Origin of the sequence: Planococcus soli, assembly GCF_016881065.1 — a bacterium.
Classification (GTDB): domain Bacteria; phylum Bacillota; class Bacilli; order Bacillales_A; family Planococcaceae; genus Planococcus; species Planococcus soli.
The window spans coordinates 30696-57159 of record NZ_WXYN01000049.1 but is presented as its reverse complement, the minus strand read 5'-3'; the positions used below and the strand labels follow the sequence as shown (position 1 = coordinate 57159).

The 26464-nt window shown below is 44.6% G+C and carries 37 protein-coding genes and 1 pseudogene; all 38 read right to left on the bottom strand.

All coding sequences use genetic code 11. The features are described from left to right. Positions 1–22 precede the first annotated feature (22 nt). Positions 23–967 carry a DNA-directed RNA polymerase subunit alpha gene (locus tag GJB59_RS14515; RefSeq protein WP_142830567.1) on the bottom strand — a complete coding sequence of 315 codons (945 nt, stop codon included), beginning with the start codon at positions 965–967 and terminating at the stop codon, positions 23–25. Between the two features lie 131 nt (positions 968–1098). Next, a complete protein-coding gene (rpsK, locus tag GJB59_RS14510) occupies positions 1099–1488 on the bottom strand; it encodes a 30S ribosomal protein S11 (protein WP_006828953.1) in 390 nt (129 codons plus the stop codon). Between the two features lie 25 nt (positions 1489–1513). Further along, positions 1514–1879 carry a 30S ribosomal protein S13 gene (rpsM, locus tag GJB59_RS14505; RefSeq protein ID WP_006828952.1) on the bottom strand — a complete coding sequence of 122 codons (366 nt, stop codon included), beginning with the start codon at positions 1877–1879 and terminating at the stop codon, positions 1514–1516. Positions 1880–1902: 23 nt separating this feature from the next. Beyond that, complete coding sequence (gene rpmJ, locus GJB59_RS14500) at positions 1903–2016, bottom strand: 50S ribosomal protein L36 (RefSeq protein WP_006828951.1); 114 nt, start codon at positions 2014–2016, stop codon at positions 1903–1905. A 37-nt stretch (positions 2017–2053) separates the two neighbouring features. Further along, positions 2054–2272: a translation initiation factor IF-1 gene (infA, locus tag GJB59_RS14495; protein WP_006828950.1), complete on the bottom strand. Its 219-nt coding sequence runs from the start codon at positions 2270–2272 to the stop codon at positions 2054–2056. Between the two features lie 406 nt (positions 2273–2678). Further along, positions 2679–3332, bottom strand: coding sequence for an adenylate kinase (locus tag GJB59_RS14490; protein WP_142830565.1), 654 nt, complete (start codon positions 3330–3332; stop codon positions 2679–2681). Positions 3333–3393: 61 nt separating this feature from the next. Then, positions 3394–4689 (bottom strand): preprotein translocase subunit SecY, encoded by a 1296-nt coding sequence (gene secY / locus GJB59_RS14485; RefSeq protein ID WP_142830564.1) that lies wholly within the window; start codon positions 4687–4689, stop codon positions 3394–3396. Continuing rightward, the gene (gene rplO, locus GJB59_RS14480; protein ID WP_142830562.1) at positions 4689–5129 is read right to left on the bottom strand and encodes a 50S ribosomal protein L15; all 441 of its coding nucleotides are present in this window, start codon (positions 5127–5129) and stop codon (positions 4689–4691) included. The genes secY and rplO overlap by 1 nt, the downstream gene beginning before the upstream one ends. A 33-nt stretch (positions 5130–5162) precedes the next feature. Then, positions 5163–5345, bottom strand: a complete 183-nt coding sequence (gene rpmD / locus GJB59_RS14475) for a 50S ribosomal protein L30 (RefSeq protein ID WP_006828946.1) — start codon at positions 5343–5345, stop codon at positions 5163–5165. Positions 5346–5358: 13 nt separating this feature from the next. Further along, on the bottom strand, positions 5359–5859 hold the full coding sequence (gene rpsE, locus GJB59_RS14470; RefSeq protein ID WP_142830560.1) for a 30S ribosomal protein S5: 501 nt from the start codon (positions 5857–5859) through the stop codon (positions 5359–5361). A 21-nt stretch (positions 5860–5880) separates the two neighbouring features. Continuing rightward, the gene (gene rplR, locus GJB59_RS14465) at positions 5881–6243 is read right to left on the bottom strand and encodes a 50S ribosomal protein L18 (RefSeq protein WP_142830558.1); all 363 of its coding nucleotides are present in this window, start codon (positions 6241–6243) and stop codon (positions 5881–5883) included. 33 nt (positions 6244–6276) lie between these two features. Next, positions 6277–6816 carry a 50S ribosomal protein L6 gene (gene rplF / locus GJB59_RS14460; RefSeq protein ID WP_142830556.1) on the bottom strand — a complete coding sequence of 180 codons (540 nt, stop codon included), beginning with the start codon at positions 6814–6816 and terminating at the stop codon, positions 6277–6279. 30 nt (positions 6817–6846) lie between these two features. Beyond that, a complete protein-coding gene (gene rpsH, locus GJB59_RS14455; RefSeq protein WP_006828942.1) occupies positions 6847–7245 on the bottom strand; it encodes a 30S ribosomal protein S8 in 399 nt (132 codons plus the stop codon). A gap of 29 nt (positions 7246–7274) precedes the next feature. After that, the gene (gene rpsN, locus GJB59_RS14450; RefSeq protein WP_006828941.1) at positions 7275–7460 is read right to left on the bottom strand and encodes a 30S ribosomal protein S14; all 186 of its coding nucleotides are present in this window, start codon (positions 7458–7460) and stop codon (positions 7275–7277) included. 19 nt (positions 7461–7479) lie between these two features. Then, positions 7480–8019 carry a 50S ribosomal protein L5 gene (rplE, locus tag GJB59_RS14445; RefSeq protein WP_142830553.1) on the bottom strand — a complete coding sequence of 180 codons (540 nt, stop codon included), beginning with the start codon at positions 8017–8019 and terminating at the stop codon, positions 7480–7482. 27 nt (positions 8020–8046) lie between these two features. Next, positions 8047–8358 carry a 50S ribosomal protein L24 gene (gene rplX / locus GJB59_RS14440; protein WP_142830551.1) on the bottom strand — a complete coding sequence of 104 codons (312 nt, stop codon included), beginning with the start codon at positions 8356–8358 and terminating at the stop codon, positions 8047–8049. Between the two features lie 35 nt (positions 8359–8393). Further along, complete coding sequence (gene rplN, locus GJB59_RS14435) at positions 8394–8762, bottom strand: 50S ribosomal protein L14 (protein WP_006828938.1); 369 nt, start codon at positions 8760–8762, stop codon at positions 8394–8396. A 47-nt stretch (positions 8763–8809) separates the two neighbouring features. Further along, a complete protein-coding gene (gene rpsQ / locus GJB59_RS14430) occupies positions 8810–9073 on the bottom strand; it encodes a 30S ribosomal protein S17 (RefSeq protein ID WP_008432511.1) in 264 nt (87 codons plus the stop codon). Positions 9074–9097: 24 nt separating this feature from the next. After that, positions 9098–9298, bottom strand: coding sequence for a 50S ribosomal protein L29 (gene rpmC / locus GJB59_RS14425; protein WP_006828936.1), 201 nt, complete (start codon positions 9296–9298; stop codon positions 9098–9100). Further along, entirely contained in the window at positions 9288–9722 is a 435-nt protein-coding gene (gene rplP, locus GJB59_RS14420; RefSeq protein ID WP_142830549.1) for a 50S ribosomal protein L16, read from the bottom strand. The genes rpmC and rplP overlap by 11 nt, the downstream gene beginning before the upstream one ends. Before the next feature lies 1 nt (position 9723). Next, a complete protein-coding gene (rpsC, locus tag GJB59_RS14415; protein WP_049694551.1) occupies positions 9724–10380 on the bottom strand; it encodes a 30S ribosomal protein S3 in 657 nt (218 codons plus the stop codon). A gap of 3 nt (positions 10381–10383) precedes the next feature. After that, positions 10384–10725 carry a 50S ribosomal protein L22 gene (rplV, locus tag GJB59_RS14410; RefSeq protein ID WP_006828933.1) on the bottom strand — a complete coding sequence of 114 codons (342 nt, stop codon included), beginning with the start codon at positions 10723–10725 and terminating at the stop codon, positions 10384–10386. A 19-nt stretch (positions 10726–10744) separates the two neighbouring features. After that, entirely contained in the window at positions 10745–11023 is a 279-nt protein-coding gene (rpsS, locus tag GJB59_RS14405) for a 30S ribosomal protein S19 (protein WP_006828932.1), read from the bottom strand. 60 nt (positions 11024–11083) lie between these two features. Beyond that, the gene (gene rplB, locus GJB59_RS14400; protein ID WP_142830547.1) at positions 11084–11914 is read right to left on the bottom strand and encodes a 50S ribosomal protein L2; all 831 of its coding nucleotides are present in this window, start codon (positions 11912–11914) and stop codon (positions 11084–11086) included. 45 nt (positions 11915–11959) lie between these two features. Further along, complete coding sequence (gene rplW, locus GJB59_RS14395) at positions 11960–12244, bottom strand: 50S ribosomal protein L23 (protein WP_006828930.1); 285 nt, start codon at positions 12242–12244, stop codon at positions 11960–11962. Beyond that, positions 12244–12867, bottom strand: a complete 624-nt coding sequence (gene rplD, locus GJB59_RS14390) for a 50S ribosomal protein L4 (RefSeq protein ID WP_142830545.1) — start codon at positions 12865–12867, stop codon at positions 12244–12246. Before rplD ends, rplW begins: the two co-directional genes overlap by 1 nt. Positions 12868–12896: 29 nt before the next feature. Then, complete coding sequence (rplC, locus tag GJB59_RS14385) at positions 12897–13526, bottom strand: 50S ribosomal protein L3 (RefSeq protein WP_142830543.1); 630 nt, start codon at positions 13524–13526, stop codon at positions 12897–12899. 50 nt (positions 13527–13576) lie between these two features. After that, positions 13577–13885, bottom strand: a complete 309-nt coding sequence (gene rpsJ / locus GJB59_RS14380) for a 30S ribosomal protein S10 (RefSeq protein ID WP_006828927.1) — start codon at positions 13883–13885, stop codon at positions 13577–13579. A gap of 254 nt (positions 13886–14139) precedes the next feature. Continuing rightward, entirely contained in the window at positions 14140–15462 is a 1323-nt protein-coding gene (locus tag GJB59_RS14375; RefSeq protein WP_142830541.1) for a Na+/H+ antiporter family protein, read from the bottom strand. A gap of 187 nt (positions 15463–15649) precedes the next feature. Continuing rightward, on the bottom strand, positions 15650–16240 hold the full coding sequence (gene leuD / locus GJB59_RS14370; protein WP_142830539.1) for a 3-isopropylmalate dehydratase small subunit: 591 nt from the start codon (positions 16238–16240) through the stop codon (positions 15650–15652). Between the two features lie 25 nt (positions 16241–16265). Next, complete coding sequence (gene leuC, locus GJB59_RS14365) at positions 16266–17684, bottom strand: 3-isopropylmalate dehydratase large subunit (protein ID WP_142830537.1); 1419 nt, start codon at positions 17682–17684, stop codon at positions 16266–16268. 18 nt (positions 17685–17702) lie between these two features. Next, positions 17703–18803, bottom strand: a complete 1101-nt coding sequence (gene leuB / locus GJB59_RS14360) for a 3-isopropylmalate dehydrogenase (RefSeq protein ID WP_142830534.1) — start codon at positions 18801–18803, stop codon at positions 17703–17705. 32 nt (positions 18804–18835) lie between these two features. After that, the gene (locus GJB59_RS14355; RefSeq protein ID WP_142830532.1) at positions 18836–20377 is read right to left on the bottom strand and encodes a 2-isopropylmalate synthase; all 1542 of its coding nucleotides are present in this window, start codon (positions 20375–20377) and stop codon (positions 18836–18838) included. After that, positions 20364–21404 (bottom strand): annotated as a pseudogene (ilvC, locus tag GJB59_RS14350) (ketol-acid reductoisomerase); the annotation flags it as partial. The gene GJB59_RS14355 and the pseudogene ilvC, both read right to left, overlap by 14 nt. Positions 21405–21426: 22 nt before the next feature. Then, positions 21427–21939, bottom strand: a complete 513-nt coding sequence (gene ilvN / locus GJB59_RS14345; RefSeq protein ID WP_142830528.1) for an acetolactate synthase small subunit — start codon at positions 21937–21939, stop codon at positions 21427–21429. Next, a complete protein-coding gene (gene ilvB / locus GJB59_RS14340) occupies positions 21936–23663 on the bottom strand; it encodes a biosynthetic-type acetolactate synthase large subunit (RefSeq protein ID WP_142830526.1) in 1728 nt (575 codons plus the stop codon). Before ilvB ends, ilvN begins: the two co-directional genes overlap by 4 nt. Positions 23664–24023: 360 nt before the next feature. After that, on the bottom strand, positions 24024–24923 hold the full coding sequence (gene ilvE / locus GJB59_RS14335; protein WP_142830524.1) for a branched-chain-amino-acid transaminase: 900 nt from the start codon (positions 24921–24923) through the stop codon (positions 24024–24026). A gap of 328 nt (positions 24924–25251) precedes the next feature. Continuing rightward, positions 25252–26439 (bottom strand): elongation factor Tu, encoded by a 1188-nt coding sequence (gene tuf, locus GJB59_RS14330; protein ID WP_142830522.1) that lies wholly within the window; start codon positions 26437–26439, stop codon positions 25252–25254. Positions 26440–26464 lie beyond the last annotated feature (25 nt).

Here is a 26464-nt window from a genome sequence, read left to right as displayed (position 1 = left end):
AGTTCGGATCCGATCTCAACACTCAGTCTTCTTTACGAAGCCCAAGTCCTAAATCTTCCAACTTCACTTTAACTTCTTCAAGTGATTTGCGTCCGAGGTTGCGTACTTTCATCATGTCGTCTTCCGACTTGCTTGCCAGTTCGTGTACCGTGTTGATACCCGCACGTTTTAAGCAGTTGTAAGATCGAACCGAAAGATCAAGTTCTTCGATAGTCATCTCTAATACTTTTTCTTTTTGGTCTTCTTCTTTTTCAACCATGATTTCAGCAGTTTGTGCCTCATCTGTTAATCCCACGAAGATATTTAAATGCTCAGTAAAAATCTTTGCGCCAAGCGCAATTGCCTCTTTTGGACCAATGCTGCCATCTGTCCATACATCAAGAGATAATTTGTCGAAATGAGCCAGTTGACCCACACGAGTGTTTTCCACTTGGAAATTAACGCGTGAAACTGGAGTGTAAATAGAGTCAATCGGGATAACGCCGATCGGAAGATCTTCACGTTTGTTCTGATCTGCACGGGCATATCCACGGCCTCTGTTCGCATACATGCGCATACGCAAGTGGCCATTTTTAGCGATTGTTGCAATATATAGATCCGGATTCAGAATTTCCACGTCACTGTCGTGCGTGATATCTGCAGCCGTAACCGTTCCATCACCTTTTACATCAATTTCAATGACTTTTTCTTCGTCAGAGTAAATTTTCAAAGCCAGCTTCTTGATATTCAGAATAATGGTTGCTACATCTTCTTCTACACCTTCAACAGTGGAGAATTCATGCAGTACGCCATCAATTTGAATTGAAGTAACAGCTGCGCCAGGTAAAGATGAAAGTAAGATTCGACGTAAGGAGTTTCCTAAAGTGGTTCCATATCCACGCTCAAGAGGTTCAACAACAAATTTACCGAATTTGGCATTGCTGTCGATCTCAACCGTTTCAATCTTTGGTTTTTCTATTTCGAGCATTCAGTTTACCCTCCTTCAAAACGTCGGTTTTTTTTCGCTTCATCAAAGAATTCGATAGTCACAGACTTTCGCTACGATTCAGAACCCATCCAGTAAGTCGTGATGTTCAAAAATCCCATTCAGATTAACGATTATACGCGACGGCGTTTTGGCGGACGGCAACCGTTGTGAGGTACAGGAGTTACATCTTTAATAGCTGTAACTTCTAGTCCGGCAGCTTGAAGTGCACGGATTGCAGCTTCACGACCTGAACCAGGACCTTTAACTGTAACTTCTAGAGTTTTAAGACCGTGTTCGATTGATGTTTTAGCAGCAGTTTCAGCAGCCATTTGAGCAGCGAAAGGAGTAGATTTACGTGAACCTCTAAATCCTAGAGCCCCTGCACTTGACCATGAAACAGCGTTGCCCTGCATATCAGTGATAGTAACGATTGTGTTATTGAATGTTGAGCGGATGTGAGCAATACCAGATTCGATATTCTTTTTCACACGACGCTTACGAGTTTGTTGTTTACGTGCCATGTTAAGAAGAAACCTCCTTTACTGATTATTTTTTCTTGTTAGCTACAGTTTTACGAGGACCTTTACGCGTACGCGCATTGTTCTTCGTATTTTGACCGCGAACAGGTAGTCCACGACGATGGCGGATCCCTCGGAAGCTAGCAATTTCCATCAAGCGTTTGATGTTCATTGAAACTTCACGGCGTAGGTCACCTTCGATTTTGTATTGATCTAATTGTTCACGGATATTGTTCAACTCGTCTTCTGTAAGATCACGAACGCGTGTCTCTTCAGAGATACCAGCAGCAGAAAGAACTTTCTGTGCAGTTGTTTTACCAACACCGAAAATGTATGTTAATGAAATAACAACGCGTTTGTCGCGCGGAATGTCAACACCAGCAATACGTGCCATGTGTGCGATGCACCTCCTTCAAATTAGCCTTGTCTTTGTTTGTGTTTCGGATTTTCACAGATTACCATTACTTTACCGTTTCTGCGAATAACTTTACATTTTTCACAGATCGGTTTTACAGATGGTCTCACTTTCATCTAACCCAACCTCCTTAGTAGTCCGGAGTGCAAAAGATTATTTAAAACGGTATGTGATACGACCGCGTGTTAAATCGTAAGGAGAAAGTTCCACTGTCACTTTATCTCCTGGCAGAATGCGGATGAAATGCATGCGAATCTTGCCTGATACGTGCGCAAGAATCGTATGGCCGTTTTCCAATTCCACTTTAAACATCGCGTTAGGCAAAGTCTCAACGACAGTTCCTTCGATTTCAATTACATCGTCTTTCGCCATCGACCCAGTCTCCCTTCTGTATACAAATCAGGTTCTCATCTTCAAACAGTATTTGCTGATTGAATAGTAATAGTACATTCATTCACAAGAAATGCATGAGTGACATTCGAAAGACATTCTCCGAGTCCCGCAAATAAGCGGGCCGGGGTTAATCCGGCAAAGCCAGTCTGTCTCATGTATCCTCGACTGCCCGGACTGCTTTGGATGAGTTCCAAACCCGTTACACAGATGCTTCCACGAAACTCATTATACTAGTTTCGATGCGCAATTGCACTAAAGTGCGTTTTGCATCAACTTTCATATCCTGAGTCTTGTTTGCTTTTGCAGCTCTCGAAAATTGAAAATTCATATCTCCGGTGCTCCTTAAAGCCACATGGAGGCAACTAACTGCGCCCGGCGCCGGGGATTAGCCTCGGTCGCCCTTTAGAAGAGCATCAATGTCAGCAAATACTTTTTGGATGTCCTGCTGTCCATCTATGTTTTGCAGCACGTTTTTGCTTTCATAGAAATCAAGAAGCGGCTGTGTTTGTTGCATATTTACTTCTAAACGTTTAGTGACGGTCTCAGGCTTATCATCTTCACGCTGGTAGAGCTCTCCACCATCTTTGTCGCACACTCCAGCTGTTGCCGGCGGGTTAAACACAGTATGGTAAGCAGTTCCACAAACTTTACAGATCCATCGGCCTGTTAAACGTGCAATTAATTCATCTTGTTCGACTTGGATATTTACGACATGCTCGATTCGCTTATCAAGATCGGCCAGAAGAGATTCCAACGCTTCCGCTTGAGGAACTGTACGTGGAAAGCCATCTAATAAGAAGCCTTCTTCACAATCCTTTTCGCTTAGTCGTTCCCGGACGATGCCGATAGTCACTTCATCAGGCACTAGAGCACCTTGATCCATGAATGATTTTGCTTTCAAGCCCAGCTCCGTTCCACCTTTTATAGCAGCTCGGAACATGTCACCTGTAGAAATATGAGGGATGTCGTACTTCTTAACAATTTCGTCTGCTTGAGTACCTTTTCCGGCACCCGGTAGACCCATTAATACGATATTCATACGTTTTCCCCCTCAAACAATTGGACAAGAGACGCTCTCACGTCCCTCTAGATCCTACTGATTATTTCATAAAGCCTTTATAATGACGTTTTACAAGCTGAGATTCCAACTGCTTCATCGTTTCAAGTGCTACCCCAACAACAATCAAAAGACTTGTTCCGCCGATTTGCGCCGATTGCGGTAAATTCGCAATGTTGATGAAGAAAATCGGTAGAATGGCAATGACCGCTAGGAAAATGGCACCGACGAAGGTCAATCGGTATAACACACTTGTTAAATAATCCTGCGTATTTTTACCCGGACGGATTCCCGGAATATATGCGCCTTGCTTTTTCAAGTTATCCGACACGTTTTCAGGATTAACCTGAATAAATGCGTAGAAGTACGTGAATGCTACGATCAAAGCGACATAAATGATCATGCCGACAGGACGCGTATAATCAAACGTATTCTGAATCGCTTCTGTAAACGCGTTGGCACCAAAGAAAGAAGCAATGGTTTGCGGCGTAATGATAAACGCTACTGCAAAGATTACCGGGATAACTCCGGCCGCGTTCACTTTCAAAGGTAAATGCGTTTGCTGCCCACTTGTTGTCTGGCCACGGCCAGCAACTCGTTTTGCATACTGAATCGGTATTTTACGCAACGCTTGTTGAACGTAAATGACCAAAACCGTAATGGCAACAACAGCTAATGCAAGCAATGCCATAATGGCAATATTCACCGGAAGCTGATCTCCAGCTCCTTGGATCTGCTGTGCATACAATTGGTTTACAGCGCCTGGTACTGCAGCGACAATCCCTGCGAAGATGATAATCGAAATACCGTTCCCCACACCTTTTGCCGTAATCTGCTCACCAAGCCACAGTAGAAACGCCGTACCCGCAGTCAATACAATGGCGATGACAACATATGTTGAAATCGTATCGTTTTGGATTAAAGAACCGCCGTACATTTGGTTAAATCCATAAGACATACCGATTGCTTGAATAAAGGCAAGAACGATTGTGAAGTAGCGAGTGAATTGAGCAAGTTTCCGTCTTCCGACTTCTCCTTGTTTCGCCCACTCTGCAAATTTCGGTACAACATCCATCTGCAATAATTGCACGATGATTGACGCTGTAATGTATGGCATAATTCCCATCGCTAAAATCGAAAAATTAGCTAGGGCACCTCCACCGAAAGTATTTAAGAATCCGACCAGACCCATCTGGTCAGTAGCTTGCAAAACCGAAGCATCAACATTCGGTACTGGAACAAAAGTTCCAATACGGAAAATGATGAGCATCAGTAATGTAAAGAATATTTTATTTCGAATATCAGTCACGCGCATAAAATTAGAGATTGTCTGAAACATTAAACCACCTCGGTTTGTCCGCCGGCAGCTTCAATCGCTTCTTTAGCTGATCCAGAGAATTTGTGAGCTTTTACTGTCAATTTCTTTTCTAAGCTACCATTGCCGAGAATTTTGATTCCAGAACGTTCATTGCTCACAATACCTGTTTCAATCAACAATGCAGGTGTAACTTCTGTGCCTTCGTCGAAACGATTTAACACTTCAATGTTTACGACTGCATAGTCTTTACGGTTAATGTTGGTAAATCCACGTTTTGGCAAACGACGGAACAAAGGATTTTGACCACCTTCGAATCCAGGGCGAACACCGCCGCCTGAACGCGCGTTTTGACCTTTATGACCTTTACCTGCTGTTTTACCAGTACCTGAACCGATACCGCGTCCGATACGCTTTCTTGAGCTGCGTGAACCTTCTGCCGGTTTTAATTCATGAAGTTTCATTTGGTTGGCACCTCCTTCTATAGAAATCCGTAATTAAACTTCTTTGATAGTTACTAAGTGAGCGACTTTATCAAGCATTCCGCGAACGGCTGCATTGTCTTGGTGCTCAACAGTTTGGTGCATTTTGCGCAATCCCAATGATTGAACAGTTTTACGTTGTGGCGGTTTAGCACCGATCACAGATTTTGTGAGGGTAATTTCCAATTTAGTTGCCATGTGATTTTCCCTCCTATCCTAACAGTTCTTCTATTGATTTACCGCGAAGTTTTGCAACTTCATCAGCACTTTTCAATTGAGTTAAACCGTTAATAGTTGCACGTACCATGTTGATTGGTGTGCTTGAACCTAGAGATTTAGATAAAATATCTTGTACTCCAGCTAATTCAAGTACCGCACGAACAGGTCCGCCAGCAATTACACCAGTACCCGGAGAAGCAGGTTTGATTAGGATTTGGCCTGCGCCAAAACGACCAATTACTAAGTGTGGAGTTGTACCCTTAACCATTGGTACTTCAATAAGGTTTTTCTTCGCATCTTCGATGGCTTTGCGGATAGCATCTGGAACTTCTTGAGCTTTACCAGTACCAAAACCAACATTGCCATTTCTGTCGCCTACAACAACTAAAGCGGAGAAACGGAAACGACGTCCACCTTTTACAACTTTAGCTACGCGATTGATTGTAACTACGCGTTCTTCAAGTTCAAGTTTGTTTGGATCAATACGACTCATGAAATGTGTCCCTCCTTCTTTTTAAAATTGTAAACCATTTTCGCGTGCAGCTTCTGCTAATGCTTTTACGCGTCCATGATATAAATAACCACCGCGGTCGAAAACAACCGATTTCAAGCCGTTTTCAGTAGCGCGTTTTGCGATTGTTTCGCCGACTTTAGCTGCCGCTTCCACGTTGCCAGTTGATTCTACTGAGAAATCTTTCTCCATAGAAGATGCACTTGCAAGTGTAACGCCATTAGTATCGTCGATCAATTGAGCGTAAATGTATTTATTTGAACGGAATACGTTTAAACGCGGGCGTTGTGCTGTACCCGTAATTTTAGAACGTACGCGTGCATGACGTTTTTTACGAGATGCGTTTTTATCGAGTTTCGTAATCACTGAGGTCACTCCTTTCAGCCTGCCTAAGCAGCATTATTTACCTGTTTTACCTTCTTTGCGGCGAACTGCTTCTCCTTCGTAACGAATACCTTTGCCTTTATACGGCTCTGGTGGACGCGTTGCGCGGATGTTCGAAGCAAGAGCTCCAACACGTTCTTTGTCAATGCCTTTAACAATGACTTTAGTGTTAGCTGGGACTTCAACTGTAATTCCTTCTTCCGGTGTGAATTCTACCGGGTGAGAGTAACCAACGTTAAGAACCAATTTTTGTCCTTGCAATTGAGCACGGTAACCGACACCAACTAGTTCAAGTGAACGTTGGAATCCTTCTGAAACTCCAGTGACCATGTTCGCAAGCAAAGCACGACTTGTACCGTGGTTTGTGCGGTGATCTTTAGAATCTGAAGGACGTGTCAATGTTAGCACGTTTTCTTCTTGTGCGATTGTAATATCTTGGTTAAATGTGCGAGTCAACTCGCCTTTAGGGCCTTTAACAGTTACGGTATTCTTGTCTCCAAGAGTTACGGTAACGTTAGCAGGCACCTCGATTGGTTTTTTACCTACACGTGACATTCTGTTGCACCTCCATTCGCTTGTTGCTTATTACCAAACGTATGCTATGATTTCTCCGCCGATTTGTTTCGCGCGGGCTTCTTTATCAGTTACCAAACCTTGTGATGTTGAGACTAAAGCGATTCCAAGACCGTTTAGTACACGTGGCACCTCATTAGTTTTAGCGTAAACACGTAATCCTGGTTTTGAAATGCGTTTCAATCCAGTAATAACGCGTTCGTTGTTTGCTCCATATTTAAGGAAAATACGGATCATGCCTTGTTTATCATCTTCAACATATTCCACGTCACGAACGAAACCTTCACGCTTAAGGATTTCAGCGATGTCTTTTTTCACATTAGAAGCCGGAAGCTCTAATTTCTCGTGACGAACCATGTTTGCGTTACGAATGCGTGTCAGCATATCTGCAATCGGATCTGTCATTGTCATTACTTTTACCTCCTTCCCAAATTAGGGGATTACCAGCTGGCTTTTTTGACGCCAGGAATTTGTCCCACATATGCAAGTTCACGGAAACAAATACGGCAAAGTTTAAATTTGCGTAATACTGAATGCGGACGTCCGCATCGTTCACAGCGTGTGTACTCTTGTACTTTAAACTTTGGCGTGCGTTTTTGTTTTGCGATCATAGATTTTTTAGCCACGTTTACGCCTCCCTCACGTTTACTTTTGGAACGGCATTCCGAATTGTGTTAATAACTCACGAGCTTCTTCATCAGAGTTCGCAGTTGTTACAATTACGATGTCCATACCGCGTACTTTGTTCACTTTATCATAATCGATTTCAGGGAAGATTAACTGTTCTTTCACGCCAAGTGTATAGTTACCGCGTCCGTCGAACGATTTGTTCGATACGCCACGGAAGTCACGTACACGTGGAAGTGAGATAGCAATCAATTTATCCAGGAAGTCATACATACGCTCTCCGCGTAGTGTAACTTTACATCCGATAGGCATACCTTCACGAAGACGGAAGCCAGCGATAGATTTCTTAGCTTTAGTAATAACCGGTTTTTGGCCAGTGATCGTTTGTAATTCTTCAACAGCAGAGTCAAGTGACTTCGTGTTTTGAACAGCTTCGCCTACACCCATGTTGATGACGATTTTGTTTACTTCAGGTGCCTGCATTACCGATTTATATTCAAACTTGCTCACTAGAGCAGGAGTGATTTCATTCACATATTTTTCTTTTAGGCGGTTCATGTGTGTACCTCCCTTCATTCAGGAATTTTATTTATCTAATTTTTCGCCGGATTTTTTTGCAACACGAACTTTTTTACCATCTTCAACCTTATATCCTACACGAGTCGGCTCGCCGGATTTAGGGTCAAGTAACATTACGTTAGAAACGTGAATTGCTGCTTCTTGGCTGACAATTCCACCTTGTGGGCTTGCCTGGTTCGGTTTTGTATGCTTTTTAATGATGTTTACACCTTCAACAAGCACACGGTCTTTCTTAGGTAAAGCAGTCAAAACAACACCTGTTTTGCCTTTGTCTTTGCCTGAGATTACCTTAACTGTATCGCCTTTTTTAACATGCATTCTGTCGCACCTCCTTGGTATGGCACATTGATTTATTAAAGAACTTCAGGAGCAAGTGATACGATTTTCATGAAGCTGTTATCGCGAAGTTCGCGGGCAACAGGTCCGAAAATACGAGTTCCGCGTGGACCTTTGTCGTCACGGATAATGACACATGCATTTTCATCAAATTTGATATAAGTACCGTCTTTACGGCGAGCTCCGCTTTTCGTGCGAACGATGACAGCCTTAACGACTTCACCCTTCTTAACAACGCCACCTGGTGTTGCTTTTTTCACGGTACAAACGATTACGTCACCGATGTTTGCAGTCTTGCGACCAGAACCACCAAGTACTTTAATCGTTAGTACTTCACGAGCACCCGAGTTGTCTGCAACTTTTAAACGACTTTCCTGTTGGATCACTTAGGTAACCTCCCTCCGGAATTTCTTAGGTTCCGAAATTATTTAAATTAAATGATAACCGCTTTTTCTACAATTTCCAATACGCGGAAACGTTTTGTAGCTGATAACGGACGAGTTTCCATGATGCGAACTACGTCGCCCATTTTCGCTTCGTTTAGCTCATCATGAGCTTTATATTTCTTAGAGTATTTTACACGTTTGCCATAGAATGCGTGCTTCTTTTGAGTTTCAACCATTACTGTAACGGTTTTGTCCATTTTGTCAGACACAACACGGCCTGTGTATACTTTGCGTTGGTTACGCTCAGTCATACTTGCAAACCTCCTCTCGATTTATCAGTTATTGCCACTGAGTACTCTTTCGTGAATCACAGTTTTCATACGGGCAATCGCTTTACGTACTTCGCGGATGCGAGCAGTGTTTTCTAATTGACCAGTAGCCAATTGGAAGCGAAGGTTGAAAAGCTCTTCTTTCAGTGATTTCACTTTTTGTTCAATCTCAGCAGTGGTTAAGTCACGGATTTCATTAGCTTTCATTCGATTCACCACCAATTTCTTCGCGTTTGATGAACTTCGTTTTGATCGGAAGTTTGTGAGATGCTAGGCGCAATGCTTCGCGTGCCACTTCTTCAGATACTCCACCAAGTTCGAACATGATTTTACCAGTTTTGACAACGGCTACCCAACCTTCAGGTGAACCTTTACCAGATCCCATACGAACCTCTAGAGGCTTTTTCGTATATGGTTTATGAGGGAAAATTTTGATCCAGACTTTACCGCCACGTTTCATGTAACGAGTCATGGAAATACGTGCTGCTTCGATTTGACGGTTAGTGATCCAAGATGATTCTAGTGCTTGGAGACCAAATTCGCCGAATGCGATTTCTTTACCGCCTTTAGCTTCCCCGCGCATCTTGCCTCGGTGCTCTCTACGATATTTAACGCGTTTAGGCATTAACATATTATTTGCCTCCTTCCTCAGATTTCTTCTTAGTTGGAAGGACTTCACCGCGGTAGATCCATACTTTTACGCCAAGCTTGCCGTAAGTTGTGTCTGCTTCAGCATGCGCATAATCGATATCGGCACGAAGCGTATGGAGCGGAACAGTACCTTCACTGTAGTGTTCAGCACGCGCAATGTCAGCGCCGCCTAGACGTCCAGATACTTGAGTTTTGATTCCTTTAGCGCCAGAACGCATAGTGCGTTGGATCGCTTGTTTTTGTGCACGACGGAAAGATACTCGGTTTTCCAATTGACGTGCAACACTTTCAGCAACCAATCTTGCATCAAGGTCAGCTCTTTTGATTTCAATAATGTTGATGTGTACACGCTTGCCAGTCATAGAGTTAAGTTGGTTGCGAAGTACTTCTACTTCAGATCCACCTTTACCGATTACCATACCTGGTTTCGCAGTGTGAATAGTTACGTTGACACGGTTTGCAGCGCGCTCAATTTCAATTTTAGAAACTGAAGCTTCTTTCAAACGTGCTTCAACATATTCACGGATTTTAATATCTTCGTGAAGAAGTGTCGCATAATCTTTCTCAGCGTACCATTTGGATTCCCAATCACGAATGATTCCGATACGCATCCCAATTGGATGTATTTTTTGTCCCACGAATTACCCCTCCTTCTTGTCAGATACCACTAGTGTGATGTGGCTTGTGCGTTTATTAATCGCGCTTGCGCGTCCCATTGCACGTGGACGGAAACGTTTAAGTGTTGGTCCTTCGTCAACGAATACTTCACTGATGACCAAGTCATTCAGATCCATTTCGTAGTTGTGTTCAGCGTTAGCAGCTGCAGATTTCAATAACTTCTCAACAACAATAGATGCTGCTTTCGGAGTGTGGTTCAAAATCGCAACAGCTTCGCCAATTTGCTTGCCTCGAATTAAATCTACAACTAAACGGACTTTACGAGGAGCAATACGTACTGTTCTAGCGACAGCTTTTGCTTGCATAGGGAAATCCTCCTCTCAATTAACGTCTTGTTTTCTTATCGTCTGCACCATGACTAGCGTATTTGCGTGTTGGAGCGAATTCGCCTAGTTTATGGCCCACCATGTCTTCAGTCACGTATACAGGGATGTGCTTACGACCATCGTATACTGCGATTGTTTGTCCGATGAATGTCGGGAAAATTGTAGAACGGCGAGACCAAGTTTTGATCACTTGTTTTTTCTCAGAGTCCTTTTGTGCTTCAACTTTTTTCATAAGATGATCATCAACAAAAGGTCCTTTTTTCAAGCTGCGGCCCATGTGGGATCCTCCCTTCGTGATCGCACCACGGTTCTTTTGGCGAACCGTAGCGGAATCAAATTATTTTTTACGACGACGCACGATAAATTTATCTGATTTGTTCGTTTTCTTGCGTGTTTTGTAACCAAGAGTTGGTTTACCCCAAGGAGACATTGGTGATTTACGTCCGATTGGCGAACGTCCTTCACCACCACCGTGTGGGTGATCGTTAGGGTTCATTACAGATCCGCGGACTGTTGGGCGATTGCCCTTCCAGCGGTTACGTCCTGCTTTACCAATGTTGATCAATTCGTGCTGCTCATTTCCTACTGCCCCGATAGTTGCGCGGCAAGTAGCAAGGATCATGCGAACTTCGCCTGATTGCAAACGAACTGTTACGTATTTTCCTTCTTTACCCAATACTTGAGCTGAAGTTCCTGCAGAACGAACTAGTTGTCCGCCGCCGCCTGGCTTCAATTCGATGTTATGGATTGTAGAACCCATTGGGATGTTTGACAACGGCAAAGCGTTACCCGCCTTGATGTCTGCTTCAATACCTGACATAAGTTGAGTTCCAACTTCGACTCCTTTAGGAGCGAGGATGTAACGTTTCTCACCATCAGCGTAATGAATCAATGCGATGTTCGCAGAACGGTTAGGATCGTACTCAATTGTAGCAACGCGTCCTGGAATGCCATCTTTGTTACGTTTGAAATCGATAACACGGTATTGGCGTTTATGTCCACCACCGTGATGGCGTACAGTTATTTTACCTTGGTTATTACGGCCGCCCTTGCGCTTTACTGGTCGTAAAAGCGATTTTTCAGGTTTGTTCGTAGTGATTTCAGCGAAATCTGAACTCGTCATGTTACGACGACCGTTAGTGGTAGGTTTATATTTTCTTATCCCCACGTTGTTTCCCTCCTTCTTTAATAGTCCTTTAAGAACTTATAAAAATTAAATTTCGAATAGCTCGATGTCTTTAGATTCAGCAGTCAATTTAACAATCGCTTTACGGCGTTTGTTTGTGTATCCTGCGTGTTTGCCCATGCGCTTGAATTTGCCTTTGTAGTTCATGATGTTGACTTTCTCAACTTTCACGCCAAAGATCTCCTGCACTGCTTGTTTAACTTGTGTTTTGTTTGCGCGAGTGTCCACTTCAAAAGTGTACTTTTTCTCTGCCATTACTTCAGACGATTGCTCAGTAATGACTGGACGTTTAATTACATCACGTGCTTCCATTAACTAAGCACCTCCTCAATTTTCTCAATCGCTGCTTTTGTCATAACAATTTTGTCATGTCCAAGCAAGTCTAAAACGTTGATGCCATCTGCTGCTACTACTGTCATTCCGTGAAGGTTACGTGCAGATTTTGCAACGTTCTCATCAAGGTCAGCAGTTACGAACAAAGCTTTTTTGCCAATTGAAAGATCTTGGATCAACTGGTTGAAAGATTTTGTTTTCGGTGCATCAAATGTCAATCCTTCAAGTACCATCAGGTTTTCTCCAATTACTGCAGATGAAAGTGCAGAACGTAGAGCTAAACGACGTACTTTCTTAGGAAGTTTGTAGCTATAGCTACGTGGAGTTGGTCCGAATACGACACCGCCTCCGCGCCATTGTGGTGAACGGATCGACCCTTGACGAGCACGTCCAGTTCCTTTTTGACGCCATGGCTTTTTACCACCACCAGCTACTTCAGAACGATTTTTTACTTTATGGTTACCTTGACGAAGTGAAGCGCGTTGAGACACTACTGCGTCAAATAACACTGATTCATTTGGTTCGATACCGAATACATAGTCGTTCAATTCGATGTCGCCCACTTGTGAACCTGTTTGATTTAATAAAGCTACTTTAGGCATTCTTGTTTCCTCCTTTCTCTAAAAAATTATTATTTCGCTTTAATTGCCGTTTTAACACGGATCAATGCTTTGCGAGAACCAGGAACATTACCTTTAATAAGAAGCAGGTTACGTTCAAGATCTACTTTCACGATGGAAAGGTTTTGAATCGTAATTGTCGTGCCACCCATTTGACCAGGTAATTTCTTCTGTTTGAATACGCGGTTAGGAGCAACCGGACCCATTGAACCAGGACGACGGTGGTAACGTGAACCGTGACTCATTGGTCCGCGAGATTGTCCGTGGCGTTTAATAACACCTTGGAAACCTTTACCTTTTGTTGTTCCTGTGACATCTACTACATCGCCTTCTGCGAATACATCTACTTTGACTTCTTGACCAATCTCGTAATCAGCTAAGTTTACATTGCGAAGTTCGCGAATGAAGCGCTTAGGAGCAGTGTTCGCTTTTGCTACGTGTCCTTTAGAAGGTTTGTTTGAAAGCTTTTCGCGCTTGTCTTCAAAACCTAATTGGATTGCTTCGTAGCCGTCAACCTCAACTGTTTTCTTTTGAAGTACTACGTTTGGAGCAGCTTCAATAACAGTTACAGGGATTAAATCACCGTTCTCAGCAAAAACTTGCGTCATACCGATTTTTCTACCTAAGATTCCTTTGGTCATGTTGTCACACCTCCTGTGGTTATTTTATGTTTTTCTATTTCGTTTACCGATTAAAGTTTAATTTCAATGTCAACGCCTGACGGTAAATCAAGTTTCATCAACGCATCGACAGTTTGTGGTGTCGGGTTAACGATATCGATTAGACGTTTGTGTGTGCGCATTTCAAATTGCTCACGAGCATCTTTGTACTTATGGACAGCACGCAAGATTGTGTAGACCGATCTTTCAGTCGGCAACGGTATCGGACCCGATACGCTTGCACCTGAACGTTTTGCGGTTTCTACAATTTTCTCGGCAGACTGATCAAGAATTCTGTGATCATATGCTTTTAAACGGATACGAATTTTTTGTTTTGCCATTATTTTCCCTCCTTTTCGCCTATTTTTGATAGACATTCTCCACGAAAATTTTCCAATCACTCGCCATGGCAAAGCGGCCGGGTGTATCGGTAACCTCTCGCTTCATCGCAGTCAAAGACCAACATTCACCATTATACAAAAGAAAAAAGAATTCCGCAAGGCTTTCCACGAAATTCTTTTCAATTCGCTTTTATTAGTATAACAGGATATTTTAGAACATCAAGACATACGATAATAGTCCGAACATTTAGAGCTTAGCCCAGCAGCATGACGGCAACCCAGCCGAAAATCACCAAAGGAATATTGTAATGAAGGAAGGTCGGGACACAGGTGTCCCAGATGTGATTGTGCTGTCCATCAACATTCAGTCCGGCGGTCGGACCAAGCGTCGAATCAGAAGCTGGCGATCCTGCATCACCCAATGCGCCGGCCGTACCGATCAAGGCAATGATCGCCATTGTTGAGAATTCAAACTCCAGGCTCAGCGGCACAAATATGGCAGCAATGATCGGAATCGTTGCGAACGAGGAGCCGATGCCCATCGTTACGAACAAACCGACGATAAGCATCGCCAGTGCTGCGAGACCTTTGTTGCCGGCAAACAGATCAGAGACGCTTTCAACAAGCGGCTCGACGGCTCCCGTTGCCTGTATGACGGATGCAAAGCCATTGGCAGTAATCATGACAAAACCAATGAATGCCATCATGCGCATGCCTTCTGTGAGAACGTCATCAGCTTCGCGCCACTTCATTGCACCAAAAGCGTATAGCACAAGAATTCCGGCAAGTGCGCCGATGATCATCGAGTCTGTCTGGATTTGGGCAACTAATGCCGCAATCAATGCCACGATCGTCACGATAACATCTTTTAGTGACGCTGTCTTTTTCACAGTTCCTTCTATAGTAGAAGATGATTTACGATACTCTCTCGGTTTGCGGTAAGAGACGAATACCGCAATAATCAATCCGACCAATAAGCCGGCGACCGGAATCGCCATCGCTCTCGGGATATCCGCCATGTCGATGGTCAGGCCCGCGAGTTCCATCTGTGTAGCGACAATCTCATGAAAAATAAGGCCGAAGCCATACGGCAATAGAATATAAGGAGCTGTCAAACCGAACGTCAGGACAGCAGCAATGAGCCGGCGGTCGATTCGCAGTTCGTTCAGGATATGCAAAATCGGCGGCACCAATAAAGGAATAAAGGCGATATGGATCGGAATCAAGTTTTGCGAAAAGATGGCCATTGCCAGTAGCGCAATAATGATGAGAGCTTTCGCCAGATTTTCCCGCGTGGCTTCCCCATCTTTATTAACCAGCTTCAAGACGCCAGACACAAGCAGCTCAGGTATGCCCGTGCGCGAAATCGCTACGGCAAATCCTCCGAGCATGGCATAGCTGAGCGCAATGGTCGCACCTGCTCCTAAACCGTCGGTAAATGATGTTAATGTATCGGTAAATGATAATCCACCGCTTAATCCGCCTGCAAGCGCGCCGATCAGTAAAGCAAAGACGACATTCACACGCAATAAGCTCAATACGAGCATGACTAAGACAGCGACAACAACTGCATTCATAAATAAACTCTCCTTTAGTTTGCTAAAGCGTTAAAGTACACACTTTAAATTAACAAACCGTGAAATGCTTGTCAACAGCCTATTGCTGATTTGTTTATAGACAAAAAAGTCCAAAAATAAAAACCCTTTACGGTTTACGCAAAGGGCCTTCTTATGAATACTTATCAGGTTATTTTTCTGCACTACATCATGCCCGGCGCGCTCTTTCTTCATAAGCCGCGATATAGGCATCGTATTGGAACGTCAATGCAATCTCGTCCCAGCCTTTCAAAAGCATTTCTTTCCAGTATGGATCAATATCAAACTCATAGCGTGTGCCGTCCTGAGCCGAGACAGTCTGGTCTTCCAAATTGATTTCCAACTTGAATTCCTCCTGCTGCCCTTTGTCGATCAGCTCATTGACTTCTTCATCCTTTAAGCGGATTGGCAAGATGCCGTTTTTCACACAGTTATTATAGAAGATATCGGCATAGCTGGGAGCGATGACTACGCGGAATCCGTAATCCAAAATCGCCCACGGAGCATGTTCACGAGAAGAACCGCAGCCGAAATTTTCTTGTGCGACCAAAATTTCGGAGCCGTTGAATCGGGGGTCATTCAAAACAAAGTCTTCCACCGGCGTACCATCAGCATGAAAGCGCCAATGATAAAATAAATACTTGCCGAATCCCGTCCGTTCAATGCGCTTTAGAAACTCTTTTGAGATGATTTGGTCCGTATCTACATTTTTGCGTTCAAGCGGGGTTAGGACGCTTGAGATTTTATTGATCGGCTTCATCGTTTGGCCTCCTCATTGCTGTCTGTCATAGGGACGGTACAGGCTCTTTCATATAATTGCGAACATCAGTTAAGTGGCCTTCAATTGCAGCTGCTGCTGCCATTACAGGGCTTACCAAATGCGTCATCGATCCCGCTCCTTGCCGTCCTTCAAAATTCCGGTTGGACGTGGATGCACAGCGTTCGCCCGCAGGCACAGAGTCTTCATTCATCGCCAGACACATGCTGCATCCGGTTTCGCGCCATTCAAAGCCAGCTTCAAGAAATACTTGGTCCAGCCCTTCCTGTTCTGCAGCGCGTTTGACCGTTTCAGATCCTGGAACGACAATCGCCGTAACGGACGGATGCACCCTTTTGCCTTTGATGATTTCACTGGCTGCACGCAAATCGCCAAGACGGGCATTTGTGCAGGAACCGATAAAGACATGCTGAATATCAATCGAAGAAAGCGGTGTGCCTTCTTCCAGGTGCATATAAGCCAAAGCTTGCTTCAAAGCGTCTTTATCCGACTGCTTGTCGTAATCTGCAGCAGATGGAACACGCTCGGCAATGCCTGAACCCATCGAAGGATTCGTGCCCCATGTAACGAATGGAGAAATTTCATCTGCGTGAATCGTCACTGACGTGTCATACTGTGCGCCTTCGTCTGTTGCAAGCGCCAGCCAACGGGCAGCTTCTTTTTCAAAGGCTTCACCTTCAGGTACATTTCTGCGCCCTCTCAAATACTCCACCGTCGTTCCATCCGGACTGATCAAGCCTGCACGTGCACCAGCTTCAATCGACATATTGCAGATGGTCATGCGCTCTTCCATCGACAATCCACGGATGGCTTCTCCCGTGTATTCCATGACATGCCCAGTTCCCATATCGATGCCGAACTTCGAAATGATCGCCAGGATGACGTCTTTGGAAGAAACGCCAAAGCCCAGCTTGCCGTCGATCCGCACTTCCATCGTTTTCGGCTTTGATTGCCATAGCGTCTGAGTGGAAAGGACGTGCTCCACTTCACTCGTACCGATGCCGAATGCCAAAGCGCCAAAAGCACCATGCGTCGAAGTATGGCTGTCGCCGCAGACAATCGTTTTGCCAGGTTGCGTCAAGCCCAATTCAGGTCCGATGACGTGGACGATTCCCTGGTCCGGGTGATTGATGCCCGCAAGCGGAACACCAAACTCATCGCAATTGTCCTGCAAGGTCTTGATTTGCTTCCGCGAAATGGGATCCGTGATGGTTTCCCGGTTTCGCGTTGGCACGTTGTGGTCCATGGTTGCAAAACAAAGATCCGGCCGGCGGACTTTGCGTCCGTTCAACCGAAGCCCTTCAAAAGCTTGCGGAGATGTCACCTCATGCAATAAATGAAGATCGATATATAGCAGGTCCGGCTTGCCTTGCTCTTCAAAGACAATATGCTGTTCCCAAATTTTTTCTATAATTGTTTTTGCCATGCGAACCGCTCCTTCCACTTACACATAAGAATACATGATGTGTTCTGATACAAATTCTCTTTCCAGCTCTTCCACAACTTTTGTTACAAATCGATCAGTCGAAATGACGCGTTTTCCTTCTCCAGCCAGATCTCCAGTGCAATACCCGTCTTCCAAAACGCCCATGACAGCTTTTTCAATGGCTGCAGCTTCCGTATGCAAGCCGAATGAATGCTTAAGCATCATGGCAGCGGACAAGATGGCAGCAGAGGGATTCGCTTTGTTTTGTCCTGCGATATCCGGAGCAGAACCATGTACGGGTTCGTAAAGGCCGAAACCGTCTGAACGGATGCTGGCAGATGGCAGCATGCCAAGTGAACCGGTGATGACTGAAGCTTCATCACTCAAGATATCGCCAAACATGTTCTCTGTTACTACAACGTCGAAAGCGCGGGGATCGGTGATCAGTTTCATTGCTGCAGAATCGACCAGCATATGCTCTACTTCAATATCCGGATAGGCTTTTCTGCGTTCTTCCACAACTTCGCGCCATAGTTTGCTGGTTTCCAATACATTGGCTTTATCGACTGATGTCACTTTGCCTCTGCGTGTACGGGCGATTTCAAACGCTTGATTAACAATGCGCTCGATTTCCTCTCTCGTGTAAACCAATGTATCCACTGCAGATTTTTCCGACCGGCGTTTCGGTTCCCCGAAATATAACCCGCTCGTCAATTCGCGGACGATGACCATATCCACTTCTTTCGCCACTTCTTCCTTCAAAGGAGATGAAGCAAGCAACGAAGGCACTGCTTTAACTGGGCGGATATTGGCGAACAAATCGAAATGCTTCCGGATGTTTAAAAGCCCTTTCTCCGGACGCAGATGAGCCGGATTGCTGTCCCACTTCGTTCCTCCGACCGCACCGAGGAGGATCGCGTCGCTCGCATCACAAACGTCAATGGTTTGCTGAGGAAGCGGGTTATCAAATTGATCAACCGCAGTACCTCCGATTGCCGCGTGCTTTAAATGAAAAGTATGTCCATAACGCATTGCGATGGATTGCAGCACCTTTACCGCTGCATCTGTTACTTCTGGTCCGATTCCGTCTCCTGGCAATACCGCTATTGTTTTTTTCATTTTAAATTCCTCCTCTTTCAATCTGTTCTTTATTACACCGCAGACATTCGTACTTTCTTTCCTACTTGGACAATTTGGCGGTTGACTGCATTCAAATACGCTTTTGCTGTTGCTTCGAGAACATCCTGTGCAACGTCTCGGCCGGTAACCGTTTCTCCGTTATAGCTCATATTGATAACTGCTTCGCCTAAGGCATCGCGTCCTTTACCGATGGACGTTACACGGTAATCCAAAATGTGTACTTTGCCTTCAACAATCCGTTCCAATGTGTTGAAGATCGCTTCAACCGATCCGGCTCCAGTCGCAGCTTCGTTAATCAGCTCCCCATTAGGATGATAGGCAGAAGCCGTAGCAGTTGGAATGTTTGCCGTACCGTATTGCACTTGCACGCTTTCCAATCTGTAAACCGGGGTTTCGGTATCGTGAATCTGCTGATCAGTCAGCAATACATAAAGATCATCTTCCACAATTTCTTTCTTGCGGTCAGCTAATTTCTTAAACTCGATGAATGCATTGTTCAGCTTCTCTTCAGGTAAATCAAAGCCCATTTTGACGGCGCGGTCTTTAAAGGCATGGCGTCCAGAATGTTTGCCAAGCACCAATTCCGTCGCTACATCACCAATCAATTCCGGTGTAATGATTTCATAGGTTAGCGGATTTTTCAGCATGCCATCCTGGTGAATGCCGGATTCATGGGCAAACGCATTTTTGCCGACGACGGCTTTATTCGGCTGGATCAGGCTGCCTGTCAGCTGGCTGACCAACTGGCTAGTGCGCTTGATCTCTTGAAGGTTGATGCCCGTTTCAATATTGAAGATCTGTTTCCGGATGTGCAAAGCGACTGCAATTTCCTCGAGTGCAACGTTACCGGCGCGTTCTCCGATACCGTTGATAGTCCCCTCAATTTGAGTTGCGCCATTTTCAATCGCGGCCAATGTGTTGGCTGTCGCCATTCCCAAATCGTTATGGCAATGTGCAGAAAGCTTCACTTTTTCGATTCCCGCTACATTTTCGGTCATATATTTGAACATAGCACCGTATTCGTGAGGCGTTGCATAACCGACTGTATCTGGCAGGTTGATTGTTGTAGCACCTGCTTCAATGACTTTGCGGATAATGTGAGCCAGGAATTCCGGATCTGAACGGGAAGCATCTTCCGCTGACCATTGGACCAACGGGAAGAACTTGCGCGCATATTTTACGGATTCCACAGCCAGTTCAACAACCTGCTCCGGTGTTTTGAATAGTTTCGTTTCCATATGGATGGGTGAAGTAGCCAAAAAGATATGAATATGCGGCTGTTCCGCTCCTTTTAACGCTTCCCATGTCCGGTCAATATCACCTTGCATCGAACGGGCCAGTCCCGTTACGATGGAATTCTTTACCGTGCCTGCGATTCGCTGCACAGCGTCAAAGTCACCTGGAGATGAAGCAGGAAACCCTGATTCGATAATCGTCACTCCCAGACGTTCAAGCTGGCGGGCGATTTCGATTTTCTCTGCTGTATTCAAGTTGATCCCGGCCGACTGTTCTCCGTCCCGTAATGTCGTATCGAAAATATCAATTTGTGACATTGGCAGCCACCTCTTTTTGTTTGGTTTTTTTGCCTTCATTGACGAATGGCATCATTGCACGCAATTCACGTCCAACTTGTTCGATTTGATGAGATTCTTCCGCTTTTTCGATGGCTGTGAATTCCGGACGGTTCAATTGATTTTCAAGCAACCAGCCTTTTGCGAATTTCCCTGTCTGGATATCCGTCAATACATCCTTCATGCGGGCTTTTGTATCTGCATCCACAATGCGCGGTCCTGAAACAAAATCTCCCCATTGGGCAGTATCGGAAATTGAATAGCGCATTCCTGACAAGCCGCCTTCGTACATTAGGTCAACGATCAATTTCAATTCGTGCATGCATTCGAAATATGCAAGTTCCGGTTGGTAACCAGCCTCGACTAATGTTTCAAACCCGGCTTTCACCAATGAAGTCACACCGCCGCAAAGGACTGCCTGTTCTCCGAATAGATCTGTTTCCGTTTCTTCTTTGAATGTCGTTTCCAAAACGCCGGCGCGTGTAGCCCCGATTCCTTTGGCATAAGCAAGTGCCACTTCCTGAGCTTGTCCTGAAACGTCTTGATGGATAGCGATCAATCCAGGAACGCCAGCACCCGCTTCGTACGTGCGGCGGACAAGATGTCCAGGGCCTTTTGGAGCTACTAAGAAGACATCTACATCTTCAGGAGCAACAATCTGGTTAAAGTGAATGTTAAAGCCATGGGCGAAAACAAGTGATTTTCCAGCTGTCAACGAAGGTTTGATTTCTGCGTTGTAGATTTGCGTCTGTTTTTCATCCGGCACTAAGACCATGATCACGTCTGCCGCTTCTGCCGCTTCTTTTACGGTAGCCACTTTCATGCCGTCATTTTTAGCTTGATCGAATGATTTGCCTGGACGTACGCCAACGATTACATCAAATCCGGATTCCTTTAAGTTTTGAGCATGTGCATGGCCTTGGGAACCATAACCGATCACCGCGATCGTCTTTCCTTTAAGTACCTGTTCGTTTACGTCTTGGTTATAATACATTTTAGCCATTTTTAATTTCCTCCTCGAGTTTGGGGTTTTATAGGATGTTCAATTGCGGTGCCTGTGCTTTTTGTGTTTCTCTGACAAAAGCGGATACCCCGGTTCGGGTCAGCTCTTTCACACCATAAGGCCGCATCAGATCAATAAATGCTTCAATTTTTTCCGGATCGCCTGTTACTTGGAATGTTGTTACAGTCTTGCTCATATCAACGACCGTTGCCCGAAACGGTTCAACGATGCTCAGAACCTCATTTCTGACTGCCGGCGGGACGACCACTTTGACGAGCGCCAGTTCCCTCATCACCATCGCCTTATCGGTAATATCGTTTACTTTAATGACATCAATTTGCTTTTGAAGTTGTTTCAGTAATTGCTCCAGCTTGCCCTTATCTTCTACATTGACCACAAACGTCATTTTCGACATGCCAGGCTGCTCGGTGTGCCCAACCGAAATGCTTTCGATGTTGAACTGCCGTTTCATCAGCAGTCCTGTCACCCGGTTAAGCACTCCGCTTTGGTTGATCACCGTTGTTGTAATGACTCGTTTCATTCGCCTTTCACTCCGATCATTTCATTCAAGCCCGTGCCTGGCGCAACCATCGGATAAACAGATTCCAACTGCACCACTCGGCAATCGATCAAGACTGGCTCGTTTGAATTAAATGCTTCTGCGAAAACCGCTTCTGCTTCTTCCATCGTTTCCACTTTATATCCTTTGATGTCGTAAGCTCCAGCCAACTTCACAAAATCAGGCTGCACAGGAATCAATGACTGGGAATAACGCCCTTCATAGAAAGTTTCCTGCCACTGCCTTACCATTCCCAGACTTTGATTGTTTAAGATGACAATTTTCACTGGAAGCCGCAGTTCCTGAAGCAAGGACAGTTCTTGCAGCGTCATTTGGAAACCTGCATCTCCTACAATGGAGATGACCAGTTCCTCAGGTTTTGCCAATTGCGCACCAATCGCTGCCGGGAAGCCAAAGCCCATTGTCCCCAAGCCGCCTGACGTTACCCAGTTATGCGGATTGTTAAAGCGATAATATTGAGCCGCCCACATCTGGTGCTGTCCTACGTCAGTGGTTACAACCGCATTTCCTTCAGTCAAACGGTGAATCAATTCAACCGCCTGCTGCGGAAGAATACCTTCACGGCCTTTCAGGTGATATTGAAGCGGATACTCGGTTTTGTCGCCTGATAGTTTCGTAAGCCATTCAGCAGTATCAGGACTTCTAAACGATTGATCGAGCAGTTGAAGCAGCGCTTCTTTAGCATCTGCCACGATCGGGATTGCCGTTGGAACGTTTTTCCCGATTTCTGCTGGATCGATGTCGATATGGATCACTTGTGCATTTGGTGCGAAGTGAGCAAGATTACCGGTCAGCCGATCATCGAATCGTGCGCCGATGTTCAGCAGCACGTCACAATCGCAAATCGCTGTATTTGCAGTATAGGTCCCGTGCATCCCCGCCATTCCAAGGAACAGTTCGTGCTCACCGGAAATGCTTCCAAGTCCCAATAATGTATTGGTGATCGGAATTTGGTGCTTTTCCGCAAAAGTCTTCAGCTCTTCTGTTCCTTTGGCAGCAAGTATCCCAGCTCCTGCTAAGATCAATGGTTTTTTCGCCTGCGACAATACTTGTGCAGCTTTTTGAATCTGCAGGAAATTCGGGTTGGTTGTCGGCTGGTAGCCTGGCAGGTAGAGTGCCTCTTCTTCTTTATTGGATAAGAATAATTCCGTTGCAATATTTTTTGGGATATCAACCAGAACCGGTCCTGGACGTCCGGTAGAAGCAATGTAAAATGCTTCTTTAATGATTCTTGGCAAATCCGCCACTTTTTTCACTTGATAATTGTGCTTCGTAATCGGCTGTGTAATGCCGATGATATCTGCTTCCTGAAAAGCATCGGTTCCGATCACTGAAGTTGCAACTTGCCCTGTAAAGATGACCAGCGGCAAGGAATCCAGCATGGCATCTGCTATTCCTGTTACCAAGTTCGTTGCACCTGGTCCTGATGTGGCAAGTACCACTCCTGGTTTACCTGACACTCTTGCATATCCCTCAGCTGCATGGATAGCGCCTTGCTCGTGTCGGGCCAATATATGGCGTATCGGGTTTTTGTGCAAGGCATCGTAAATTGGCAGTACCGCACCCCCCGGATATCCAAAAATCATTTCTACACCCTGACCTTTCAATGATTGAATCAGAACGTCTGCACCACTGCCTGTTAGCTTCTGTTTAACTTCTTCTCTAACCTGTACGTTTACTCCCAATCCTTCCGCCTCCTTTTCTCAGTCTCCGGTGGAATAAAAACAAAAAAGCTTTTCCATCCCTACACAAAGAAACATGTTCTTCGCATAGGGATGAAAAAGCTTCATGGTACCACCCTAGTTCACTGCGCAACCGCAGCCTCATAGATAAGCAGTGCTTATCCTTTGTTAACGATGGCTCTTAACTTGCAAGTCACCGGGACTACCTAAACAGCCGAAGCTTTTCAGCAATCCACTCAGAGGGGATGTCGCAAATGGTTGTATTACCGGCTTCCACCTATACCGGCTCTCTGTGAATACAGCTTCCATTTACTTTAACCTCGTCATTGAGTTGAACTAATATTTGATTGAGATGATCTTTTCTTATACTACATTTAAATGATCGGCATATACTTTGACTCCATCGTTCTGAACAAGCTCTCTGAACGATTCAAGCAAATCATTTGTAACGGGGCCAGGCTTTCCTTCACCGATCACTCGGCCATCCACTTTCACTACCGCAATAACCTCTGCAGCAGTTCCTGTCAGGAATACTTCATCCGCTACATAAACGTCGTGTCTTGTAAAAACAGCTTCTTGGATGTCATAGCCTTTTTCAGCAGCTACATCCATGATTGCATTTCGTGTAATTCCTTCAAGTGCACCAACATATCCTGGAGGTGTCAGCAACTTGTTTTTTCGGACAATGAAAATGTTATCTGCTGAGCCCTCGGCTACATACCCTTGATCATTCAACATGAGCGCTTCAGAAACGCCTGCTAAATGAGCTTCGAGCTTCACTAAGATATTGTTCATATAGTTCAATGATTTAACTTTCGGGCTCAGTACATCTGCACGGCTTCTGCGTGTAGCAACCGACACAATTTCGATTCCTGTTTCATACATCGCTTTAGGGAACAATGATAAAGGTTCGGCTATTACGATTACGCTGGGATGAGAACAGCTATAAGGGTCCAACCCTAAGTTTCCAACTCCTCGCGAAACTATGAGGCGAATATAGGCATCCTTGAATTTATTTTCTCTCAAAGTTTGGACAACAATTTGAGTCATTTCCTCAAAAGTGTGTGGGATCTCGAGCATCACAGATTTTGCTGAATCGTAAAGGCGCTCAAGGTGTTCTTCCAGCCGAAAGACATTTCCGTTGTAAGAACGGATTCCTTCAAACACACCATCACCGTATAAAAACCCGTGATCATAAACTGAAATTTTAGCGTCTTCTTTTTTTACGAATTCACCGTTTAAATAAATTACTTGTTCGCTCATGATGTCCACTTCTTTCTCGAAAGTTTTATAATATGCAATATATCGAATTCTGTTTGTGTTTTTTAAATTGTTGCTATCATATCGCCTATTCAATAACGTGTCAATCAACTTCTTGTTACTTTTTCGTTAATTTTGAATATTCTCAAATTATGTATCCGTTTTCATTGTTGCTATTACTAGCTTCTCAAGACTTTTTAAAAAGTTTGAATATTTTATGAACACCAGGAATTTCAGCGGTTATTTAGTACTCATCCTTTGGTACAATGCAAAAAAAAAAGACCCTGTCTCATTAAATGAGACAGGGTCTAAAATCAACACTCAGCAGTTATTACTTAGTGATTGTAGCAACAACGCCAGCGCCTACAGTACGTCCACCCTCACGGATAGAGAACTTAGTTCCTTCTTCAAGTGCGATAGGAGAGATTAGAGAAACGATCATTTCGATGTTATCTCCAGGCATAACCATTTCTACACCTTCAGGAAGGTTACAAACGCCAGTTACATCAGTTGTACGGAAGTAGAACTGTGGACGGTAGTTTGTAAAGAATGGAGTGTGACGTCCACCCTCTTCTTTTGAAAGAACATAAACTTCAGCTTTGAACTCAGTGTGTGGAGTGATTGTGCCTGGTTTAGCCAATACTTGTCCACGTTGTACGTCGTCACGAGAAACTCCGCGAAGAAGTGCACCAATGTTGTCGCCAGCTTCAGCATAGTCAAGCAATTTACGGAACATTTCTACACCTGTTACAGTAGTAGATTTTGGTTCTTCAGTAAGACCAATGATATCAACGTTATCACCGATTTTGATCTGTCCGCGTTCAACGCGTCCAGTAGCAACCGTACCACGGCCAGTGATTGAGAATACATCCTCAACAGGCATCATGAATGGCTTGTCAGTGTCACGTGGTGGAGTTGGGATATAGCTATCAACTGCATCCATCAATTCAACGATTTTTTCTTCCCATTCTGCTTCGCCTTCAAGAGCTTTAAGAGCAGAACCTTTGATGACAGGAATGTCATCGCCAGGGAAGTCATATTCAGATAGAAGATCGCGCACTTCCATTTCAACTAGTTCAAGAAGTTCTTCGTCATCTACCATATCGCATTTGTTCATGAATACTACTAGGTAAGGAACACCAACTTGGCGTGAAAGAAGAATGTGCTCACGAGTTTGTGGCATTGGGCCGTCAGCAGCAGATACTACTAAGATTCCGCCGTCCATTTGAGCAGCACCAGTGATCATGTTTTTAACATAATCGGCGTGTCCAGGGCAATCTACGTGTGCATAGTGGCGTGATTCAGTTTCATACTCAACGTGTGAAGTATTGATTGTGATACCGCGCTCTTTTTCTTCAGGTGCGTTGTCGATTTGAGCGTAAGAACGAGCTTCCCCGCCTGATTTTTTAGCAAGAACTGTAGCGATTGCTGCAGTTAAAGTTGTTTTACCATGGTCAACGTGACCAATTGTACCAATATTCGCGTGCGTTTTAGAACGATCAAATTTAGCTTTTCCCATTAGAAAAATCCTCCTCAAAATGTAA

Bases quoted from the DNA above. Each gene is read 5' to 3' on its own strand.
- rpsH (WP_006828942.1), bottom strand. From the start codon at position 7,245: ATGACAATGACAGATCCGATTGCAGATATGCTGACACGCATTCGTAAC.
- tuf (WP_142830522.1), bottom strand. From the start codon at position 26,439: ATGGGAAAAGCTAAATTTGATCGTTCTAAAACGCACGCGAATATTGGT.
- secY (WP_142830564.1), bottom strand. From the start codon at position 4,689: ATGTTTCAGACAATCTCTAATTTTATGCGCGTGACTGATATTCGAAAT.
- rpmC (WP_006828936.1), bottom strand. From the start codon at position 9,298: ATGAAAGCTAATGAAATCCGTGACTTAACCACTGCTGAGATTGAACAA.
- rpsS (WP_006828932.1), bottom strand. From the start codon at position 11,023: ATGGGCCGCAGCTTGAAAAAAGGACCTTTTGTTGATGATCATCTTATG.
- rplF (WP_142830556.1), bottom strand. From the start codon at position 6,816: ATGTCACGTGTAGGTAAAAAACCAATCGAGGTGCCTGCTAACGTTACC.
- rpsM (WP_006828952.1), bottom strand. From the start codon at position 1,879: ATGGCACGTATTGCTGGTGTTGACATTCCGCGCGACAAACGCGTTGTT.
- rplV (WP_006828933.1), bottom strand. From the start codon at position 10,725: ATGCAAGCAAAAGCTGTCGCTAGAACAGTACGTATTGCTCCTCGTAAA.
- rpsE (WP_142830560.1), bottom strand. From the start codon at position 5,859: ATGAGTCGTATTGATCCAAACAAACTTGAACTTGAAGAACGCGTAGTT.
- leuB (WP_142830534.1), bottom strand. From the start codon at position 18,803: ATGAAAAAAACAATAGCGGTATTGCCAGGAGACGGAATCGGACCAGAA.
- ilvN (WP_142830528.1), bottom strand. From the start codon at position 21,939: ATGAAACGAGTCATTACAACAACGGTGATCAACCAAAGCGGAGTGCTT.
- rplD (WP_142830545.1), bottom strand. From the start codon at position 12,867: ATGCCTAAAGTAGCTTTATTAAATCAAACAGGTTCACAAGTGGGCGAC.
- ilvE (WP_142830524.1), bottom strand. From the start codon at position 24,923: ATGAGCGAACAAGTAATTTATTTAAACGGTGAATTCGTAAAAAAAGAA.
- rpmD (WP_006828946.1), bottom strand. From the start codon at position 5,345: ATGGCAACTAAATTGGAAATTACCCTCACAAAATCTGTGATCGGTGCT.
- rplC (WP_142830543.1), bottom strand. From the start codon at position 13,526: ATGACCAAAGGAATCTTAGGTAGAAAAATCGGTATGACGCAAGTTTTT.
- rplO (WP_142830562.1), bottom strand. From the start codon at position 5,129: ATGAAACTTCATGAATTAAAACCGGCAGAAGGTTCACGCAGCTCAAGA.
- rpmJ (WP_006828951.1), bottom strand. From the start codon at position 2,016: ATGAAAGTGAGACCATCTGTAAAACCGATCTGTGAAAAATGTAAAGTT.
- leuD (WP_142830539.1), bottom strand. From the start codon at position 16,240: ATGAAGCCGATCAATAAAATCTCAAGCGTCCTAACCCCGCTTGAACGC.
- rplX (WP_142830551.1), bottom strand. From the start codon at position 8,358: ATGCATGTTAAAAAAGGCGATACAGTTAAGGTAATCTCAGGCAAAGAC.
- GJB59_RS14355 (WP_142830532.1), bottom strand. From the start codon at position 20,377: ATGTCACAAATTGATATTTTCGATACGACATTACGGGACGGAGAACAG.
- rplE (WP_142830553.1), bottom strand. From the start codon at position 8,019: ATGAACCGCCTAAAAGAAAAATATGTGAATGAAATCACTCCTGCTCTA.
- rplP (WP_142830549.1), bottom strand. From the start codon at position 9,722: ATGTTAATGCCTAAACGCGTTAAATATCGTAGAGAGCACCGAGGCAAG.
- rpsK (WP_006828953.1), bottom strand. From the start codon at position 1,488: ATGGCACGTAAACAACAAACTCGTAAGCGTCGTGTGAAAAAGAATATC.
- GJB59_RS14375 (WP_142830541.1), bottom strand. From the start codon at position 15,462: ATGAATGCAGTTGTTGTCGCTGTCTTAGTCATGCTCGTATTGAGCTTA.
- rplW (WP_006828930.1), bottom strand. From the start codon at position 12,244: ATGGAAGCACGTGATGTAATTAAACGTCCAGTCATTACTGAGCAATCG.
- GJB59_RS14515 (WP_142830567.1), bottom strand. From the start codon at position 967: ATGCTCGAAATAGAAAAACCAAAGATTGAAACGGTTGAGATCGACAGC.
- infA (WP_006828950.1), bottom strand. From the start codon at position 2,272: ATGGCGAAAGACGATGTAATTGAAATCGAAGGAACTGTCGTTGAGACT.
- leuC (WP_142830537.1), bottom strand. From the start codon at position 17,684: ATGGCAAAAACAATTATAGAAAAAATTTGGGAACAGCATATTGTCTTT.
- rpsQ (WP_008432511.1), bottom strand. From the start codon at position 9,073: ATGACTGAGCGTAACCAACGCAAAGTATACACAGGCCGTGTTGTGTCT.
- rpsJ (WP_006828927.1), bottom strand. From the start codon at position 13,885: ATGGCAAAACAAAAAATTCGTATCCGTTTAAAAGCATATGATCACAGA.
- GJB59_RS14490 (WP_142830565.1), bottom strand. From the start codon at position 3,332: ATGAATATCGTATTAATGGGTCTACCGGGTGCCGGAAAAGGTACTCAA.